Consider the following 18,457-nt stretch of genomic DNA (forward strand, 5'->3'; position numbering starts at 1 on the left):
GATGATGGAAAACTATAAACACACTACGGTGCTGCTGGATGAGGCCGTTAACGGCCTGAACGTGCGTCCGGACGGCATCTATATTGATGGCACTTTTGGCCGCGGTGGCCACTCGCGTCTGATCCTTTCGCAGCTGGGCGAAAAGGGGCGTTTGCTGGCGATCGATCGCGATCCGCAGGCGATTGCCGTGGCGCAGGCCATTAACGATCCCCGCTTCTCCATCATTCATGGCCCTTTCTCCGCGCTGGCCGACTACGTGAGCGAGCGCGCGCTCACCGGCCGGATCGACGGCATTCTCCTCGATCTTGGCGTCTCTTCCCCACAGCTTGATGATGCAGAACGCGGCTTTTCCTTTATGCGCGACGGCCCGCTGGATATGCGTATGGATCCCACCCGCGGACAGTCGGCGGCCGAATGGCTGCAGACTGCGGAAGAGGCGGATATTGCCTGGGTGCTGAAGACCTTTGGCGAGGAGCGCTTCGCCAAACGTATCGCCCGCGCCATCGTTGAGCGCAACCGCGAACAGCCGATGACCCGCACCAAAGAGCTGGCGGAGGTTGTCGCAGCGGCAACGCCGGTAAAGGATAAGTTCAAACACCCGGCGACCCGTACCTTCCAGGCGGTGCGTATCTGGGTAAACAGTGAACTGGAAGAGATCGAGCAGGCGCTAAAAAGCTCGCTCAGCGTGCTGGCTCCCGGCGGTCGGCTTTCCGTCATCAGCTTCCACTCGCTGGAAGACCGCATTGTGAAGCGCTTTATGCGCGAGCAGAGCCGCGGCCCGCAGGTTCCGGCCGGGCTGCCGATGACCGAAGCCCAGCTCAGGAAGCTGGGTGGGCGCGAGCTGCGGGCATTAGGGAAACTGATGCCGGGCGAAGAAGAGGTGGCTGAAAATCCCCGGGCCCGCAGTTCAGTGCTGCGTATTGCAGAAAGGACCGGCGCATGATCGGCAGAGTGACAGAAGCCCTTGATAAAATAAAAGGATCGACAGGAATCACCCAGCGCCATGTGTTACCTGGCGTGATCGGTGGCGATCTTTTACGTTTTGGGAAGCTGCCGCTCTGCCTGTTTATTTGCATTATCGCGACGGCCGTGACCGTTGTGGTCACGGTGCACCATACGCGACTGCTGACCGCGCAGCGTGAACAGCTGGTTCTGGAACGCGATGCGCTGGATATCGAATGGCGCAACCTGATTCTTGAAGAGAACGCGCTTGGCGATCACAGCCGCGTCGAACGGATCGCAACGGAAAAGATGCAGATGCAGCATGTCGATCCCTTACAAGAAAATATCGTAGTGCAAAAATAAGGATAAACGCGACGCATGAAAACAGCGGCTAAAACGCTATGCGCAAAATCATTCAGGGTGCATCAGTACGGCAGGCACAGGAACTTCCGTTTGCTTACTTCAGTAAGCGAGCGGGGGACGCATGGGCCGCTAAAGCAGAGGCAGCTTGAAGGATGACGCGCGTAAAACCAAAACGCCAGGAGGAACAGACCAACTTTATTCGTTGGCGTTTTGCGTTGCTGTGCGGCTGTATTTTATTGGCGATGGCGCTTCTGCTGGGCCGCGTCGCCTGGCTGCAGATCGTTGCGCCGGATATGCTGGTGCGTCAGGGGGATATGCGCTCCCTGCGCGTGCAGGAGGTCGCAACCTCTCGCGGCATGATCACCGACCGCTCCGGCCGCCCGCTGGCGGTGAGCGTGCCGGTAAAAGCCATCTGGGCGGATCCTAAAGAGGTCAATGAGGCGGGCGGTATCGTCGTTGACGACCGCTGGAAGGCGCTTTCGACGGCGCTGAATTTGCCGCTGGATCAGCTGTCGGCACGAGTAAATGCCAATCCGAAAGGGCGCTTTATCTACCTGGCGCGTCAGCTGAATCCGGATATGGCTGACTACATTAAAAAGCTGAAGCTGCCGGGAATACATCTGCGCGAGGAATCTCGCCGCTACTACCCTTCCGGGGAAGTAACCGCTCACCTCATCGGCTTTACCAACGTCGACAGCCAGGGGATTGAGGGCGTTGAAAAAAGTTTTGATAAATGGCTTACCGGCCAGCCCGGCGAGCGTATCGTGCGCAAAGACCGCTATGGGCGCGTGATTGAGGATATCTCCTCCACCGACAGCCAGGCGGCGCATAACCTCGCCCTGAGCATCGACGAGCGCCTGCAGGCGCTGGTTTACCGCGAGCTGAACAACGCCGTCGCTTACAATAAGGCGGAGTCGGGCAGCGCCGTGCTGGTGGATGTGAATACTGGCGAAGTGCTGGCGATGGCCAACAGCCCCTCCTATAACCCGAATAACCTGAGCGGCACGCCGAAAGACGCGATGCGCAATCGCACCATTACCGACGTTTTCGAACCGGGCTCTACCGTCAAACCGATGGTGTTAATGGCCGCCCTGCAGCGCGGCGTGGTGCGCGAAAATAGCGTGCTGAATACCATCCCCTATCGAATTAACGGCCACGAAATTAAAGACGTGGCGCGGTACAGCGAACTGACGCTCACCGGAATATTACAGAAGTCGAGTAACGTTGGCGTTTCCAGGCTGGCGTTAGCGATGCCGTCCTCAGCGTTGGTAGACACTTACTCACGTTTTGGGCTGGGAAAAGCGACCAACCTGGGGCTGGTCGGAGAACGCAGTGGCTTATATCCGCAAAAAAAACGGTGGTCTGACATTGAGAGGGCCACCTTCTCTTTCGGCTACGGGCTAATGGTAACGCCGTTACAGTTAGCGCGGGTCTATGCAACTATCGGCAGCTATGGCATCTATCGCCCGCTGTCGATTACTAAAGTTGATCCTCCGGTTCCCGGCGAGCGGGTCTTCCCGGAATCCATTGTCCGCACCGTGGTGCATATGATGGAAAGCGTAGCGCTGCCGGGCGGCGGCGGGGTAAAGGCGGCAATTAAGGGCTATCGCATCGCCATTAAGACCGGTACGGCGAAAAAGGTCGGGCCGGACGGACGCTATATCAACAAATACATTGCTTATACCGCAGGCGTCGCGCCTGCGAGTCGGCCGCGCTTCGCGCTGGTTGTGGTTATCAACGATCCACAGGCGGGTAAATACTACGGCGGTGCCGTCTCCGCGCCGGTTTTTGGTGCCATCATGGGCGGCGTACTGCGGACCATGAACATCGAGCCGGATGCGCTGGCGACGGGCGACAAAAGTGAATATGTAATTAATCAAGGTGAGGGAACAGGTGGCAGATCGTAATTTGCGCGACCTTCTTGCGCCATGGGTGCCTGCGCTACCCGCGCGGACACTGCGGGAGATGACCCTTGACAGCCGTACGGCGGCGTCGGGCGATCTCTTTGTGGCGGTGACTGGTCATCAGGCGGACGGGCGTCGATATATCCCGCAGGCGATAGCGCAAGGCGTGGCTGCCATTATTGCAGAGGCGAAGGGCGAGGCGAGCGACGGTGAAATCCGTGAAGTGCACGGCGTTCCGGTTATCTATCTCAGCCAGCTCAATGAGCGCCTGTCGGCGCTGGCCGCCCGCTTTTACAATGCGCCTTCGGAAAAAATGCGCCTGGTGGGGGTGACCGGCACCAACGGGAAAACCACCACCACGCAGCTGCTGGCGCAGTGGAGCCAGCTGCTTGGCGAAACCAGCGCGGTGATGGGCACGGTCGGCAATGGGCTGCTGGGTAAAGTCATCCCGACGGAGAACACCACCGGCTCTGCCGTTGACGTACAGCAGGTGCTGGCGGGGCTGGCTGCGCAGGGGGCGACCTTCGGTGCGATGGAGGTTTCCTCTCACGGTCTGGTTCAGCACCGCGTGGCGGCGGTCCGGTTTGCCGCCTCGGTCTTTACCAACCTGAGTCGGGATCACCTTGATTATCATGGTGATATGGAGCACTACGAAGCGGCGAAGTGGCTGCTGTACTCCACGCACCACTTTGGCCAGGCAATTGTTAATGCCGATGATGAAGTGGGCCGTCGCTGGCTGAGCCGCCTGCCGGATGCGGTGGCGGTGTCTATGGAAGATCGCATAAACCCGAACTGTCACGGCCGCTGGTTGAAGGCCGTCGACGTGAACTACCACGACAGCGGCGCGACCATCCGCTTCGATTCCAGCTGGGGCGAAGGCGAGATTGAGAGCCGCCTGATGGGCGCGTTTAACGTCAGTAATTTACTGCTGGCGCTGGCGACCCTGCTGGCGCTGGGCTATCCGCTTGCCGCGCTGTTGAACACCGCAGCCCGGCTGCAGCCGGTGTGCGGGCGGATGGAGGTCTTTAGCGCACCGGGAAAAGCCACGGTGGTGGTGGACTACGCCCACACGCCGGATGCGCTGGAAAAGGCGCTGCAGGCGGCGCGTCTGCACTGCCGCGGTAAGCTGTGGTGCGTTTTCGGCTGCGGTGGCGATCGCGACAAGGGCAAGCGGCCGCTGATGGGCGCTATCGCCGAGCAGTTCGCCGACGTGGTGGTGGTGACGGATGATAATCCGCGCACCGAGGAGCCGCACGCCATTATTAACGATATTCTGGCGGGGATGCTGGACGCCGGGCGAGCGAAGGTGATGGCAGGCCGCGCCGGGGCGGTGACGAACGCCATTATGCAGGCCCAGGAGAACGACGTGGTGCTGCTGGCGGGCAAAGGTCATGAAGATTATCAAATTGTCGGCACCCAGCGTCTGGATTACTCAGATCGCGTAACCGCCGCGCGCCTGCTGGGGGTTATCGCATGATTAGCGTAACTCTCAGCCAGCTGGCCGACGTTCTGCGCGGCCAGTTGAAGGGCGGCGATCTGACTCTTGACGCGGTCACGACCGACACGCGCAGGCTGACCCCTGGCTGTCTGTTTGTGGCGCTGAAGGGCGAGCGCTTTGACGCCCATGATTTTGCGGAGCAGGCCAGGGCCGGCGGTGCCGGTGCGCTGCTGGTTGAGCGCCCGCTGGCGGTCGATCTGCCGCAGCTGATTGTTAAAGATACGCGCCAGGCCTTTGGCGAGCTGGCGGCGTGGGTGCGTGCGCAGGTTCCGGCGCGGGTGGTGGCCCTGACCGGCTCCTCCGGCAAAACCTCGGTAAAAGAGATGACCGCCGCCATTCTGAGCCGCTGCGGAAATACCCTCTATACCGCCGGCAACCTGAATAACGATATCGGCGTGCCGATGACGCTGCTGCGGCTGAACCACGATTACGACTATGCGGTCATTGAGCTGGGCGCTAACCATCAGGGCGAAATCGCCTGGACCGTCGGCCTGACCCGTCCGGAGGCGGCGCTGGTCAATAACCTTGCCGCCGCGCACCTGGAAGGCTTCGGCTCGCTGGCGGGAGTGGCCAAAGCCAAAGGGGAAATCTTTACCGGCCTGCCGACAAACGGCGTCGCCATTATCAACGCCGATAATAACGACTGGCTGAACTGGCAGGCGGTTATTGGCGATCGCCGGGTCTGGCGCTTCTCGCCGCACGATGCCAGCGCCGACTTCTCGGCGGCTAATATTCGCCTGACTCCGCGCGGCACCGAGTTTTTACTGCAAACCCCGACCGGCGGCGTGGAGGTGTTGTTGCCGCTGCCCGGGCGTCACAATATCGCCAATGCGCTGGCGGCGGCCGCGCTGTCGATGGCGGTGGGGGCGTCGCCTGAGGCGATTAAATCCGGTCTGGCTGGCCTGAAGGCGGTGCCGGGTCGCCTGTTCCCGGTTCAGCTGGCGGAAAACCAGCTGCTGCTTGATGACACCTACAACGCTAACGTCGGCTCAATGACCGCTGCGGTGCAGGTGCTGGCGGAAATGCCGGGCTATCGCGTACTGGTGGTGGGCGACATGGCGGAGCTGGGGGCGGAAAGCGTCGCCTGCCATCGCCAGGTTGGCGAAGCGGCGAAGACGGCGGGCATCGATCGCGTGCTGAGCGTCGGAAAACAGAGCCAGACAATCGGCGAAGCCAGCGGCGTGGGCGAACATTTTGTAGATAAACCGGCGCTGGTTGCCCGCCTTAAGTCGCTGATAAATGAGCGGCAGATCGTTACAATTTTAGTGAAAGGTTCACGTAGCGCCGCCATGGAAGAGGTGGTGCGCGCATTACAGGAGAATGGAACATGTTAGTTTGGCTGGCCGAGCACTTGGTCAAATATTATTCCGGCTTTAACGTCTTTTCCTATCTGACGTTTCGCGCCATCGTCAGCCTGCTGACCGCGCTGTTCATCTCCCTGTGGATGGGGCCGCGCATGATCGCCCGTTTGCAAAAGCTCTCCTTTGGGCAGGTCGTGCGTAACGACGGCCCGGAGTCGCACTTCAGTAAACGCGGTACGCCAACTATGGGCGGTATTATGATTCTGACGGCGATCGTGGTCTCCGTCCTGCTGTGGGCCTACCCGTCAAACCCGTACGTCTGGTGCGTGCTGGCGGTGCTGGTGGGCTACGGCATTATTGGCTTTGTCGACGACTACCGGAAGGTGGTGCGTAAAGACACTAAGGGCCTGATCGCCCGCTGGAAGTATTTCTGGATGTCGGCGATCGCGCTGGGGGTGGCGTTTGCGCTCTACCTGGCGGGTAAAGATACGCCGGCGACGCAGCTGGTCGTGCCGTTCTTCAAGGACGTTATGCCGCAGCTGGGGCTGTTTTATGTGCTGCTGGCCTACTTTGTTATCGTTGGCACCGGCAACGCCGTTAACCTGACCGACGGACTCGATGGCCTGGCCATTATGCCGACGGTCTTTGTCGCCGGCGGCTTTGCGCTGGTGGCGTGGGCAACCGGCAATATGAATTTCGCCAACTATCTGCATATTCCCTATCTGCGTCACGCCGGCGAGCTGGTTATCGTTTGTACGGCTATCGTTGGCGCGGGGCTGGGCTTCCTGTGGTTCAACACCTATCCGGCTCAGGTTTTCATGGGCGACGTCGGTTCGCTGGCGCTGGGCGGCGCGCTGGGGATTATCGCCGTGCTGCTGCGTCAGGAGTTTCTGCTGGTGATCATGGGGGGAGTATTTGTGGTGGAAACATTGTCGGTGATCCTGCAGGTCGGCTCCTTTAAACTGCGCGGCCAGCGTATTTTCCGGATGGCACCCATTCACCACCACTATGAGCTTAAGGGCTGGCCGGAACCGCGCGTTATCGTGCGCTTCTGGATTATTTCGCTGATGTTGGTGCTGATTGGCCTGGCAACGCTGAAGGTACGTTAAACATGGCTGATTACCAGGGTAAAAACGTCGTTGTTATTGGACTCGGTCTGACCGGACTCTCCTGCGTGGACTTCTTTCTGGCCCGCGGCGTTACCCCTCGCGTGATGGATACCCGGCCAACGCCGCCGGGGCTGGATAAGCTGCCGGAGTCCGTGGAGCGCCATACCGGCGGCCTGAACGACGACTGGCTGCTGGCGGCGGATCTGATCGTCGCCAGCCCGGGGATAGCCCTGGCGCATCCCGCCCTGAGCGCCGCCGCCAACGCCGGCGTTGAGATCGTGGGTGATATTGAGCTGTTCTGCCGCGAAGCCCAGGCCCCGATCGTGGCGATCACCGGTTCTAACGGCAAAAGCACGGTCACCACCCTGGTTGGCGAGATGGCGAAGGCGGCCGGCGTTAACGCCGGCGTGGGCGGTAATATCGGCCTGCCCGCTCTGATGCTGCTGAATGAAGAGCGTGAACTGTACGTGCTGGAGCTTTCCAGCTTCCAGCTGGAAACCACGTCCAGCCTGCATGCGGCGGCGGCCACGGTGCTGAACGTAACGGAAGATCATATGGATCGCTATCCGTTTGGTCTACAGCAGTATCGGGCGGCAAAGCTGCGCGTTTATGAACAGGCCGGAGTCTGCGTCGTGAACGCCGACGACGCGCTGACCATGCCCGTGCGCGGTGCCGATGAGCGCTGCGTCAGCTTTGGCGTGAATATGGGCGACTACCACCTTAATCAGCAGCAGGGGGAGACCTGGCTGCGGGTGAAGGGCGAGAAGGTGCTGAACGTCAAAGAGATGCCGCTCAGCGGCCAGCATAACTACACCAACGCGCTCGCCGCGCTGGCGCTGGCGGACGCCGTCGGCCTGCCGCGCGCCAGCAGTCTGAAGGCGCTGACCACCTTTACCGGCCTTGCGCACCGCTTCCAGCTGGCGCTGGAGCACAACGGCGTGCGTTGGATCAACGACTCGAAAGCCACCAACGTTGGCAGCACCGAGGCGGCTCTCAGCGGCCTGCACGTTGAGGGCACGCTGCATCTGCTGCTGGGCGGTGACGGCAAAGCGGCGGATTTCTCCCCGCTGCTCCGCTATCTGAACGGCGATCGGGTGCGCCTGTACTGCTTCGGGCGCGACGGTGGGCTGCTTGCGGCTCTGCGTCCGGAGGTGGCTGAACGGACGGAAACCATGGAGGCGGCAATGCGCCTGCTGGCACCGCGCGTCAGGCCGGGCGACATGGTACTGCTGTCGCCGGCCTGCGCCAGCCTCGATCAGTTTAAAAATTTTGAACAGCGGGGCGAGGAGTTTACCCGCCTGGCCGAGGAGCTGGGCTGATGCGCTTATCTCTCCCTCGCCTGAAGATGCCGCGCCTGCCGGGAATGACTCTCCTGGCCTGGGTCTTTGCGCCGCTCAAAGGCTGGGTGATGGGCTCGCGGGAAAAGGACACCGACAGCCTGGTGATGTACGACCGCACGCTGCTGTGGCTGACCTTCGGCCTTGCGGCCATCGGTTTTATCATGGTGACCTCGGCGTCGATGCCCGTTGGGCAGCGCCTGGCAGGCGATCCGTTCCTCTATGCCAGGCGCGATGCGTTCTATATCTTCCTCGCGTTCTGTTTATCCCTGTTTACGCTGAGCCTGCCGATGGTGTTCTGGCAGCGCTACAGCGCCGTGATGCTGCTCCTTTCGATCGCGATGCTGTTGATTGTGCTGGTTCTGGGCAGCTCCGTGAACGGGGCGTCACGCTGGATTGCGCTGGGTCCGCTGCGTATTCAGCCGGCGGAGTTTACTAAACTGTCGCTGTTCTGTTATCTGGCCAACTATCTGGTGCGTAAGGTTGATGAGGTGCGCAACAACCTGCGGGGCTTCCTGAAGCCGATGGGCGTGCTGCTGGTGCTGGCGGTTTTGCTGCTGGCGCAGCCGGACCTCGGGACGGTGGTGGTGCTGTTCGTGACCACGCTGGCGATGCTGTTTCTCGCCGGGGCGAAGCTGTGGCAGTTCCTCGCCATTATCGGCATGGGGATTTCGGCGGTGGTGCTGCTGATCCTCGCGGAACCCTATCGTATCCGCCGCGTCACCTCGTTCTGGGATCCGTGGCAGGATCCGTTCGGCAGCGGCTATCAGCTCACCCAGTCGCTGATGGCGTTCGGCCGCGGTGAACTCTGGGGACAGGGGCTGGGCAATTCGGTACAAAAACTGGAGTATCTGCCGGAAGCGCATACCGACTTCATCTTCGCCATTATTGGCGAAGAACTGGGTTATATGGGTGTGGTATTGACGCTTTTGATGGTATTCTTCGTCGCTTTTCGCGCCATGTCTATTGGGCGTCGGGCGCTGGAGATCGATCAGCGCTTTTCCGGCTTTATGGCCTGCTCTATCGGCATCTGGTTCAGTTTCCAGACCCTGGTGAACATCGGCGCGGCGGCGGGCATGCTGCCAACCAAAGGCCTGACGCTGCCGCTTATCAGCTACGGCGGCTCCAGCCTGCTGATTATGTCGACGGCGATCATGCTGTTATTACGGATCGATTATGAAACACGCCTGGAGAAAGCGCAGGCGTTTACACGAGGTTCACGATGAGCGGTCAGGGTAAGCGGTTAATGGTGATGGCGGGCGGGACCGGTGGACACGTGTTCCCGGGGCTGGCGGTTGCGCACCACTTAATGGCCGAAGGCTGGCAGGTTCGCTGGCTGGGCACCGCCGATCGTATGGAGGCAGAGCTGGTGCCGAAGCACGGCATCGACATCGATTTTATCCGTATCTCGGGCCTGCGCGGCAAGGGCATAAAGGCGCTGCTGGCCGCGCCGCTGCGTATTTTCAACGCCTGGCGTCAGGCGCGCGCCATTATGAAGCGGTTTAAACCCGACGTGGTGCTCGGTATGGGGGGCTACGTCTCCGGACCTGGAGGGCTTGCCGCCTGGTCTTTAGGCATTCCGGTGGTGCTGCATGAACAAAACGGGATCGCCGGCTTAACCAACAGGTGGCTGGCGAAGATTGCCACCCGGGTAATGCAGGCGTTTCCCGGCGCTTTCCCGAATGCGGAGGTGGTGGGTAACCCGGTGCGCACCGATGTGCTGGCGCTGCCGGCTCCCCGGGAGCGCCTGGCCGGACGTGAAGGGCCGGTTCGCGTGCTGGTGGTTGGCGGCTCCCAGGGGGCGCGGGTGCTCAACCAGACGCTGCCGCAGGCGGCCGCCAGGCTCGGCGATGCGGTGACCATCTGGCACCAGTGTGGCAAGGGCGCGCAGCCAACGGTGGCGCAGGCCTATGCCGACGCCGGACAGCCACAGCATCAGGTGTGCGAATTTATCGATGATATGGCCGCCGCCTACGCATGGGCTGACGTTGTAGTCTGCCGCTCCGGGGCGCTGACGGTGAGCGAAATCGCCGCGGCCGGTCTGCCCGCGCTGTTTGTGCCGTTCCAGCATAAAGATCGGCAGCAGTACTGGAATGCGCTGCCGCTGGAGAAGGCGGGAGCCGCCAAAATTATCGAGCAGCCGCAGTTTACTGCGGATGCCGTAGTGAACGCGCTGTCCGGCTGGACGCGGGAAACATTATTAGCCATGGCGGAGCGCGCCCGCGCCGCATCCGTTCCGGATGCCACCGGGCGCGTCGCGAGTGAAGTCAGCCGGGCCGCCCGGACGTAAGTGTGGCGGTGCCTTTTGCACCGCAAGGTTTTTTACCTGAATTATTCGGGTTGCAGAAAGGCGTTGAGGCAGCGAGCGCCCTGTGCGTAGAGCGCCGGCCAACTGGCCTGGCCCGCTTGAAACGCCGTTGGCGCTGTCCCCGGCGGGGCGAGGGCCAGACAGAGCCAACCAATCTGCAATTTGAACTATGACGAGTACTGGAGTTAATGGCGTAAAACATGAATACACAACAACTGGCAAAACTGCGTTCCATTGTGCCCGAAATGCGTCGCGTTCGGCACATCCACTTTGTCGGCATCGGTGGTGCCGGTATGGGCGGTATTGCCGAAGTTCTGGCCAATGAAGGCTATCAGATTAGTGGTTCTGATTTGGCGCCGAATCCGGTCACCCAGCAGCTGGCGAGCCTGGGGGCGACGATTTTCTTTAACCATCGGCCGGAAAACGTGCGCGAAGCGAGCGTGGTGGTGGTTTCCAGCGCCATCTCTGCCGATAACCCGGAGATAGTGGCGGCGCATGAGGCGCGTATCCCGGTGATCCGGCGGGCGGAAATGCTGGCGGAGCTGATGCGTTTTCGCCACGGCATCGCCATTGCCGGCACGCATGGCAAAACCACGACCACCGCGATGGTCTCCAGCATTTACGCCGAAGCCGGGCTGGATCCGACCTTTGTTAACGGCGGGCTGGTGAAGGCGGCGGGAGTTCACGCGCGCCTGGGCCACAGCCGTTACCTGATTGCGGAAGCCGATGAGAGCGATGCTTCGTTTCTGCATCTGCAGCCGATGGTGGCGGTTGTCACCAATATCGAAGCCGACCATATGGATACCTACCAGGGCGATTTCGAAAATTTAAAGCAGACGTTTATTAATTTTCTGCACAATCTGCCGTTTTATGGTCGTGCGGTGATGTGCGTGGACGACCCGGTGATTCGTGAGCTGCTGCCGCGCGTGGGTCGCCAGATCACAACCTACGGCTTCAGCGACGATGCCGATGTGCGGGTGGATGATTATCAGCAGACCGGCCCGCAGGGGCACTTTACGCTGCTGCGCCACGACAAACCCGCGCTGCGGGTTACGCTGAACGCCCCGGGCCGCCATAACGCGCTCAATGCGGCGGCGGCCGTGGCGGTGGCGACGGAAGAGGGCATTGAGGACGACGCGATCCTGCGCGCGCTGGAAAGCTTCCAGGGAACCGGGCGTCGTTTTGATTTCCTCGGTGAATTTCCGCTGGCGCGGGTTAACGGCAGTGCCGGAACGGCGATGCTGGTTGATGACTATGGCCACCATCCAACGGAAGTGGACGCCACGATTAAGGCGGCGCGGGCTGGCTGGCCGGACAAACATCTGGTGATGATTTTTCAGCCGCATCGTTTTACGCGCACCCGGGATTTGTATGACGACTTCGCTAACGTGCTGAGCCAGGTCGACGCGCTGCTGATGCTCGACGTCTATCCGGCGGGCGAAGCGGCGATACCGGGGGCGGACAGCCGCTCACTGTGCCGGACAATCCGCGGCCGCGGCAAGGTGGACCCGATCCTGATTTCCGAACCGACGCAGGTCGCACAAATGCTGGCACCGGTATTAACCGGTAACGATCTGGTTCTGGTGCAGGGTGCGGGAAATATAGGCAAAATCGCGCGGACCTTAGCTGAAATCAAACTGCAGCCGCAAACTGAGGAGGAAGAGCAGCATGGCTGATAAAATTGCGGTGCTGTCAGGCGGAACCTCCGCGGAACGCGAAGTCTCACTGAACTCCGGCGCGGCGGTGCTCGCCGGGCTGCGCGAGGGCGGCGTGGACGCTCATCTGGTCGATCCGAAAGAGGTCGACATCAGCCGCCTGAAGGAGAGGGGCTTTAACAAGGTATTTATCGCGCTGCACGGCCGCGGCGGCGAAGACGGCACGCTGCAGGGGATGCTGGAACTTATTGGCCTGCCCTATACCGGCAGCGGCGTGATGGCGTCCGCTATCTCAATGGACAAGCTGCGCAGCAAACTGCTGTGGCAGGGCGCGGGCCTGCCCGTTGCGCCGTGGGTTGCGCTGACCCGCACCGGGTTTGAGAACGGGCTGAGCGAGGCGCTGCGGGCGCAGATCGCCGCGCTCGGACTGCCGCTTATCGTGAAGCCGAGCCGCGAAGGCTCCAGCGTGGGAATGTCGAAGGTAACGGAGCAAAGCGCTCTGCAGGGCGCGCTGGCGCTGGCCTTTCGCCATGACGATGAGGTGCTTATCGAAAAATGGCTCAGCGGGCCGGAGTTTACGGTAGCCATACTCGATCAAGAAATTTTACCGTCGATTCGTATCCAACCCGCCGGAACCTTCTATGATTATGAAGCGAAGTATCTCTCTGATGAGACACACTATTTCTGCCCTTCGGGACTGGATGCGGCGCAGGAGGCTCAGCTGAACGCCCTGGTGCTGAACGCCTGGACAGCGTTGGGCTGCAGGGGCTGGGGTCGCATTGACGTCATGCTGGATAGTGACGGCCAGTTCTATCTGCTGGAGGCGAATACGTCGCCGGGGATGACCAGCCATAGCCTTGTGCCGATGGCGGCGCGGCAGGCGGGAATGACCTTCTCGCAGCTGGTAGTGCGTATTCTGGCGTTGGCGGGCTGATATGTCGCAGGCTGCGCTGAACTCGCGAAACAGCGAAGAAGAGGTCTCCTCTTCCCGCCGGAGTAACGGAACACGCCTTGCGGGCATACTCTTTCTGCTGACGGTGCTGTGTACCGTGCTGGTCAGCGGCTGGGTTGTGCTGGGGTGGATGGAAGACGCGCAGCGTCTGCCGCTGTCGAGGCTGGTGCTGACCGGCGAGCGGCACTATACGCGCAATGATGACATTCGCCAGTCAATTCTGGCGCTGGGCGCGCCCGGCACCTTTATGACTCAGGATGTCAATATCATCCAGAGCCAGATAGAGCGACTGCCGTGGATTAAGCAGGCCAGCGTGAGAAAACAGTGGCCGGACGAATTGAAGATTCATCTGGTTGAATACGTTCCGGTAGCGCGTTGGAATGACCAGCACATGGTGGATGCCGAAGGGAGCATCTTTAGCGTGCCGTCCGATCGTATCGGCGGACAGACGCTTCCCGTGCTGCACGGCCCGGAGGGCAGCGCGAGCGAAGTGCTGCAGGGCTACCGGGAGATGGGCCAGGTGCTGGCGCAGGCGCGGTTTACGCTAAAGGAAGCGGCCATGACCGCGCGTCGATCCTGGCAGTTGACGCTGAATAACGACATTAAGCTCAACCTCGGCAGGGGCGACACGATGAAACGTCTGGCTCGCTTTGTAGAACTCTACCCGGTTTTACAGCAGCAGGCGCAAACCGATGGTAAACGGATTAGCTACGTTGATTTGCGCTATGACTCGGGAGCGGCGGTAGGGTGGGCTACCCTGGCTTCTGAGGAATCTAATCAGCAACAGAATCAGGCACAGGCAGAACAACAATGATCAAGGCGACGGACAGAAAACTGGTAGTTGGACTGGAGATTGGCACCGCGAAAGTTGCCGCTTTAGTAGGGGAAGTTCTGCCCGACGGTATGATCAATATCATTGGCGTGGGCAGCTGCCCGTCGCGTGGTATGGATAAAGGCGGGGTTAACGACCTGGAGTCGGTGGTGAAGTGCGTCCAGCGCGCCATTGATCAGGCGGAACTGATGGCGGATTGCCAAATCTCCTCGGTATATCTGGCGCTTTCTGGCAAGCATATCAGCTGTCAGAATGAGATCGGCATGGTGCCTATCTCAGAAGAGGAAGTAACCCAGGAGGATGTTGAGAACGTTGTGCATACCGCGAAGTCGGTTCGCGTCCGCGATGAGCACCGCGTTCTTCACGTTATCCCCCAGGAGTACGCCATTGACTATCAGGAAGGCATCAAAAACCCCGTCGGTCTTTCCGGTGTGCGGATGCAGGCAAAGGTGCACCTGATCACATGTCACAACGATATGGCGAAAAACATTGTTAAAGCCGTTGAACGTTGTGGTTTAAAAGTTGACCAACTGATATTTGCCGGACTGGCGGCCAGCTATTCCGTACTGACCGAAGATGAGCGGGAGCTGGGCGTCTGCGTTGTGGATATCGGAGGTGGTACAATGGATATCGCCGTTTATACTGGCGGAGCGTTGCGTCACACCAAGGTGATTCCCTACGCCGGAAACGTCGTGACCAGCGATATCGCCTACGCCTTCGGCACGCCGCCGAGCGATGCGGAGGCCATTAAGGTTCGCCACGGCTGCGCGCTGGGTTCCATCGTTGGCAAAGACGAAAGCGTTGAGGTGCCGAGCGTGGGCGGACGCCCGCCGCGCAGCCTGCAGCGGCAGACGCTGGCGGAAGTGATTGAGCCACGTTATACCGAGCTGCTCAACCTGGTTAACGAAGAGATTTTGCAGCTTCAGGAACAGCTTCGTCAGCAGGGGGTTAAGCACCACCTTGCGGCAGGAATTGTATTGACCGGCGGCGCGGCGCAAATTGAAGGGCTTGCGGCCTGCGCCCAGCGCGTGTTCCATACGCAGGTTCGCATTGGCGCGCCGCTGAATATCACCGGACTGACGGACTATGCCCAGGAGCCGTACTACTCTACGGCGGTTGGGCTGCTTCACTACGGGAAAGAGTCCCATTTGAATGGTGAAGCGGAAGTAGAAAAACGGGTTACGGCATCAGTTGGTTCATGGATCAAGCGCCTGAACAACTGGCTGCGCAAAGAATTTTAATTTTTATGAGGCCGACGACGTTTACGGCCTCAGGCGACAGGCACATAACGGAGAGAAATTATGTTTGAACCTATGGAACTGACCAACGACGCGGTGATTAAAGTCATCGGCGTCGGCGGCGGCGGCGGTAACGCCGTTGAACACATGGTGCGCGAGCGCATCGAAGGTGTTGAATTTTTCGCCGTAAATACCGACGCCCAGGCGTTGCGTAAGACGGCGGTCGGCCAGACCATTCAGATCGGTAGCGGCATTACTAAAGGTCTGGGCGCTGGCGCTAACCCGGAAGTAGGGCGCAATGCGGCGGACGAAGATCGCGAAGCGCTGCGCGCCGCCCTTGAGGGGGCTGATATGGTCTTTATCGCCGCGGGTATGGGCGGCGGCACCGGCACCGGCGCTGCGCCGGTAGTGGCGGAAGTGGCGAAAGATTTGGGCATCCTGACCGTCGCCGTGGTGACCAAGCCGTTTAACTTCGAAGGCAAGAAGCGTATGGCCTTCGCCGAGCAGGGCATCACCGAGCTGTCCAAACACGTGGACTCGCTGATTACCATTCCGAACGACAAGCTGCTGAAAGTGCTGGGGCGCGGTATCTCCCTGCTGGACGCTTTCGGCGCGGCAAACGACGTGCTGAAGGGCGCGGTTCAGGGGATCGCAGAGCTGATTACCCGTCCGGGGCTGATGAACGTTGACTTCGCCGACGTGCGCACCGTTATGTCCGAAATGGGCTATGCGATGATGGGCTCCGGCGTGGCCAGCGGCGAAGACCGTGCGGAAGAGGCGGCCGAAATGGCGATCTCCTCCCCGCTGCTGGAAGATATCGACCTGTCCGGCGCTCGCGGCGTGCTGGTCAACATTACGGCGGGCTTCGACCTGCGTCTGGACGAGTTCGAAACCGTCGGCAACACTATCCGCGCCTTTGCATCGGATAACGCCACCGTGGTTATCGGTACGTCTCTGGACCCGGACATGAACGACGAACTGCGCGTGACCGTGGTGGCCACCGGTATCGGCATGGACAAGCGTCCTGAAATTACGCTGGTGACCAATAAGCAAGCTCAGCAGCCGGTGATGGATCGCTACCAGCAGCACGGCATGGCACCGCTGTCGCAGGAGCAGAAATCGGTGGCGAAAGTGGTCAACGACAACGCGCCGCAGACCGCTAAGGAGCCGGATTATCTGGATATTCCCGCGTTCTTGCGCAAGCAGGCCGATTAAGAATCGCCTTGAAGTTGGGTTCCGCGGCTCTTTGTGCTAAACTGGCCCGCCGAATGTATTGTACACTTCGGCTGGATAAGTAATTTGGCGAGATTATACGATGATCAAACAAAGGACACTTAAACGTATCGTTCAGGCGACCGGCGTCGGTTTACATACCGGCAAAAAGGTCACCCTGACATTACGCCCTGCGCCGGCTAACACCGGGGTCATCTATCGTCGCACCGACTTGAATCCACCGGTAGATTTTCCGGCCGATGCCAAATCTGTGCGTGATACCATGCTCTGTACCTGCCTGGTGAACGAGCATGATGTACGGATTTCCACCGTCGAGCACCTGAACGCGGCGCTGGCGGGATTAGGCATCGATAACATCGTTATTGAAGTCGATGCACCGGAAATCCCGATTATGGATGGCAGCGCCGCGCCGTTCGTCTACCTGCTGCTTGACGCCGGTATTGATGAACTCAGCTGCGCCAAAAAATTTGTACGCATCAAAGAGACCGTTCGCGTCGAAGATGGCGACAAGTGGGCTGAATTCCGTCCGTATAATGGTTTTACGTTGGATTTCACTATCGACTTTAACCATCCGGCGATTGACGCCAGCAGCCAGCGCTATGCGATGAATTTCTCGGCGGACGCCTTTATGCGCCAGATTAGCCGCGCGCGCACCTTCGGCTTTATGCGCGATATCGAATATCTGCAGTCCCGCGGTCTGTGCCTGGGCGGCAGCTTCGATTGTGCCATCGTTGTTGACGATTATCGCGTACTGAATGAAGACGGCCTGCGTTTTGAAGATGAGTTCGTTCGTCACAAAATGCTTGACGCAATCGGCGACCTGTTTATGTGTGGTTACAATATTATTGGTGCATTCACGGCCTATAAGTCCGGCCATGCGCTGAATAATAAACTGCTGCAGGCGCTGCTGGCGAAGCAGGAAGCGTGGGAATTTGTCACCTTCCAGGACGATGCGGAACTGCCGCTGGCGTTTAAAGCGCCTTCGACCGTACTGGCATAACGACGCTTCGTCATAAAAATTCGACTGGTTTATCTGGCACTCTCTCCGGCCAGGTGAGCCAGTCGTTTTTTTTGGATTTTTCGCCCGATGTGCGGCGCAGCGGGCGCAACCGCCGTTTTCTTAAACACTTTTGTCCGCTTCTTCTTATCAATACTGCTGTCCGGCATCGGCATTAATGATAAGATTTGTGCGCAAAAACGTAGCGAATGCGTATTCCGGGCATTCGGGAGCTAACAGGAAGGCGAAAACGTGAGTGGAATACTGACGCGCTGGCGACAGTTAGGCAGACGATATTTCTGGCCGCATCTCTTATTAGGGATGGTTGCGGCCAGCTTTGGTCTGCCCGCTATCGGCAACGCCGCCGAGCCCGCCACGCCAGCCAGAGCCGCTGCCAGCAGCCCCGACCGGGCGACGAAAGTTAATTTTAGCCAGCTTGCGCGCCTGGAAACGAGCGCTCGCCGGGCGAATTTTAGCGTCGACTACTGGCATCAGCATGCGATTCGCACCGTAATCCGCCATCTCTCTTTCGCCCTGGCCCCGCAGGCGCTGCCCGTTGCGGAAGAGCCGCTGCCGCTTCAGGCGCATCACCTGGCTCTGCTGAATACCCTCAGCGCGTTGCTGACCCAGAAAGCGGCCCCGCCCGCTATGCGGCGCGTGGCGTACACGTATTTTACCCCTCAGGCCACTTTCAGCACTCCCGTCTGGATAAGCCAGGCGCAGGGGATCCGCGCTGGCCCTCAACGCCTCAGCTAAAGAAACAAATTACCACTCACTTATTATGAAGA

16 protein-coding genes are annotated in these 18,457 nt (G+C 60.0%); all 16 read left to right on the forward strand.

The features are described from left to right. Position 1 precedes the first annotated feature (1 nt). The 16 genes from rsmH (at position 2) to secM (ending at position 18,425) form a co-directional block, all read left to right on the forward strand. Positions 2–943 carry a 16S rRNA (cytosine(1402)-N(4))-methyltransferase RsmH gene (rsmH, locus tag GJV78_RS02260; RefSeq protein ID WP_155106790.1) on the forward strand — a complete coding sequence of 314 codons (942 nt, stop codon included), beginning with the start codon at positions 2–4 and terminating at the stop codon, positions 941–943. Continuing rightward, the gene (ftsL, locus tag GJV78_RS02265; protein ID WP_155106791.1) at positions 940–1,305 is read left to right on the forward strand and encodes a cell division protein FtsL; all 366 of its coding nucleotides are present in this window, start codon (positions 940–942) and stop codon (positions 1,303–1,305) included. Before rsmH ends, ftsL begins: the two co-directional genes overlap by 4 nt. Positions 1,306–1,457: 152 nt before the next feature. After that, entirely contained in the window at positions 1,458–3,212 is a 1,755-nt protein-coding gene (gene ftsI, locus GJV78_RS02270) for a peptidoglycan glycosyltransferase FtsI (protein ID WP_155106792.1), read from the forward strand. Continuing rightward, entirely contained in the window at positions 3,199–4,686 is a 1,488-nt protein-coding gene (gene murE, locus GJV78_RS02275) for a UDP-N-acetylmuramoyl-L-alanyl-D-glutamate--2,6-diaminopimelate ligase (RefSeq protein WP_167519325.1), read from the forward strand. Before ftsI ends, murE begins: the two co-directional genes overlap by 14 nt. Beyond that, positions 4,683–6,041, forward strand: coding sequence for a UDP-N-acetylmuramoyl-tripeptide--D-alanyl-D-alanine ligase (gene murF, locus GJV78_RS02280; protein ID WP_155106793.1), 1,359 nt, complete (start codon positions 4,683–4,685; stop codon positions 6,039–6,041). Before murE ends, murF begins: the two co-directional genes overlap by 4 nt. Continuing rightward, a complete protein-coding gene (gene mraY, locus GJV78_RS02285; protein WP_155106794.1) occupies positions 6,035–7,117 on the forward strand; it encodes a phospho-N-acetylmuramoyl-pentapeptide-transferase in 1,083 nt (360 codons plus the stop codon). Before murF ends, mraY begins: the two co-directional genes overlap by 7 nt. A gap of 2 nt (positions 7,118–7,119) precedes the next feature. Further along, positions 7,120–8,436: a UDP-N-acetylmuramoyl-L-alanine--D-glutamate ligase gene (gene murD, locus GJV78_RS02290; protein WP_155106795.1), complete on the forward strand. Its 1,317-nt coding sequence runs from the start codon at positions 7,120–7,122 to the stop codon at positions 8,434–8,436. Next, entirely contained in the window at positions 8,436–9,680 is a 1,245-nt protein-coding gene (gene ftsW, locus GJV78_RS02295; RefSeq protein WP_155106796.1) for a cell division protein FtsW, read from the forward strand. Before murD ends, ftsW begins: the two co-directional genes overlap by 1 nt. After that, complete coding sequence (murG, locus tag GJV78_RS02300; protein WP_155106797.1) at positions 9,677–10,744, forward strand: undecaprenyldiphospho-muramoylpentapeptide beta-N-acetylglucosaminyltransferase; 1,068 nt, start codon at positions 9,677–9,679, stop codon at positions 10,742–10,744. Before ftsW ends, murG begins: the two co-directional genes overlap by 4 nt. A 218-nt stretch (positions 10,745–10,962) precedes the next feature. Beyond that, positions 10,963–12,438 (forward strand): UDP-N-acetylmuramate--L-alanine ligase, encoded by a 1,476-nt coding sequence (gene murC / locus GJV78_RS02305; RefSeq protein WP_155106798.1) that lies wholly within the window; start codon positions 10,963–10,965, stop codon positions 12,436–12,438. After that, the gene (locus GJV78_RS02310) at positions 12,431–13,351 is read left to right on the forward strand and encodes a D-alanine--D-alanine ligase (RefSeq protein ID WP_155106799.1); all 921 of its coding nucleotides are present in this window, start codon (positions 12,431–12,433) and stop codon (positions 13,349–13,351) included. The genes murC and GJV78_RS02310 overlap by 8 nt, the downstream gene beginning before the upstream one ends. 1 nt (position 13,352) lies before the next feature. After that, entirely contained in the window at positions 13,353–14,183 is an 831-nt protein-coding gene (gene ftsQ, locus GJV78_RS02315) for a cell division protein FtsQ (RefSeq protein WP_155106800.1), read from the forward strand. After that, entirely contained in the window at positions 14,180–15,442 is a 1,263-nt protein-coding gene (ftsA, locus tag GJV78_RS02320) for a cell division protein FtsA (protein ID WP_155106801.1), read from the forward strand. The genes ftsQ and ftsA overlap by 4 nt, the downstream gene beginning before the upstream one ends. 60 nt (positions 15,443–15,502) lie before the next feature. Continuing rightward, positions 15,503–16,654, forward strand: a complete 1,152-nt coding sequence (gene ftsZ / locus GJV78_RS02325; protein WP_155106802.1) for a cell division protein FtsZ — start codon at positions 15,503–15,505, stop codon at positions 16,652–16,654. Positions 16,655–16,754: 100 nt separating this feature from the next. Then, complete coding sequence (gene lpxC / locus GJV78_RS02330; protein WP_155106803.1) at positions 16,755–17,672, forward strand: UDP-3-O-acyl-N-acetylglucosamine deacetylase; 918 nt, start codon at positions 16,755–16,757, stop codon at positions 17,670–17,672. Positions 17,673–17,921: 249 nt separating this feature from the next. Beyond that, positions 17,922–18,425, forward strand: a complete 504-nt coding sequence (gene secM, locus GJV78_RS02335; RefSeq protein ID WP_167519326.1) for a secA translation cis-regulator SecM — start codon at positions 17,922–17,924, stop codon at positions 18,423–18,425. The last annotated feature ends 32 nt before the right edge of the window (positions 18,426–18,457 follow it).

Source organism: Intestinirhabdus alba, from assembly GCF_009711095.1.
GTDB lineage: Bacteria > Pseudomonadota > Gammaproteobacteria > Enterobacterales > Enterobacteriaceae > Intestinirhabdus > Intestinirhabdus alba.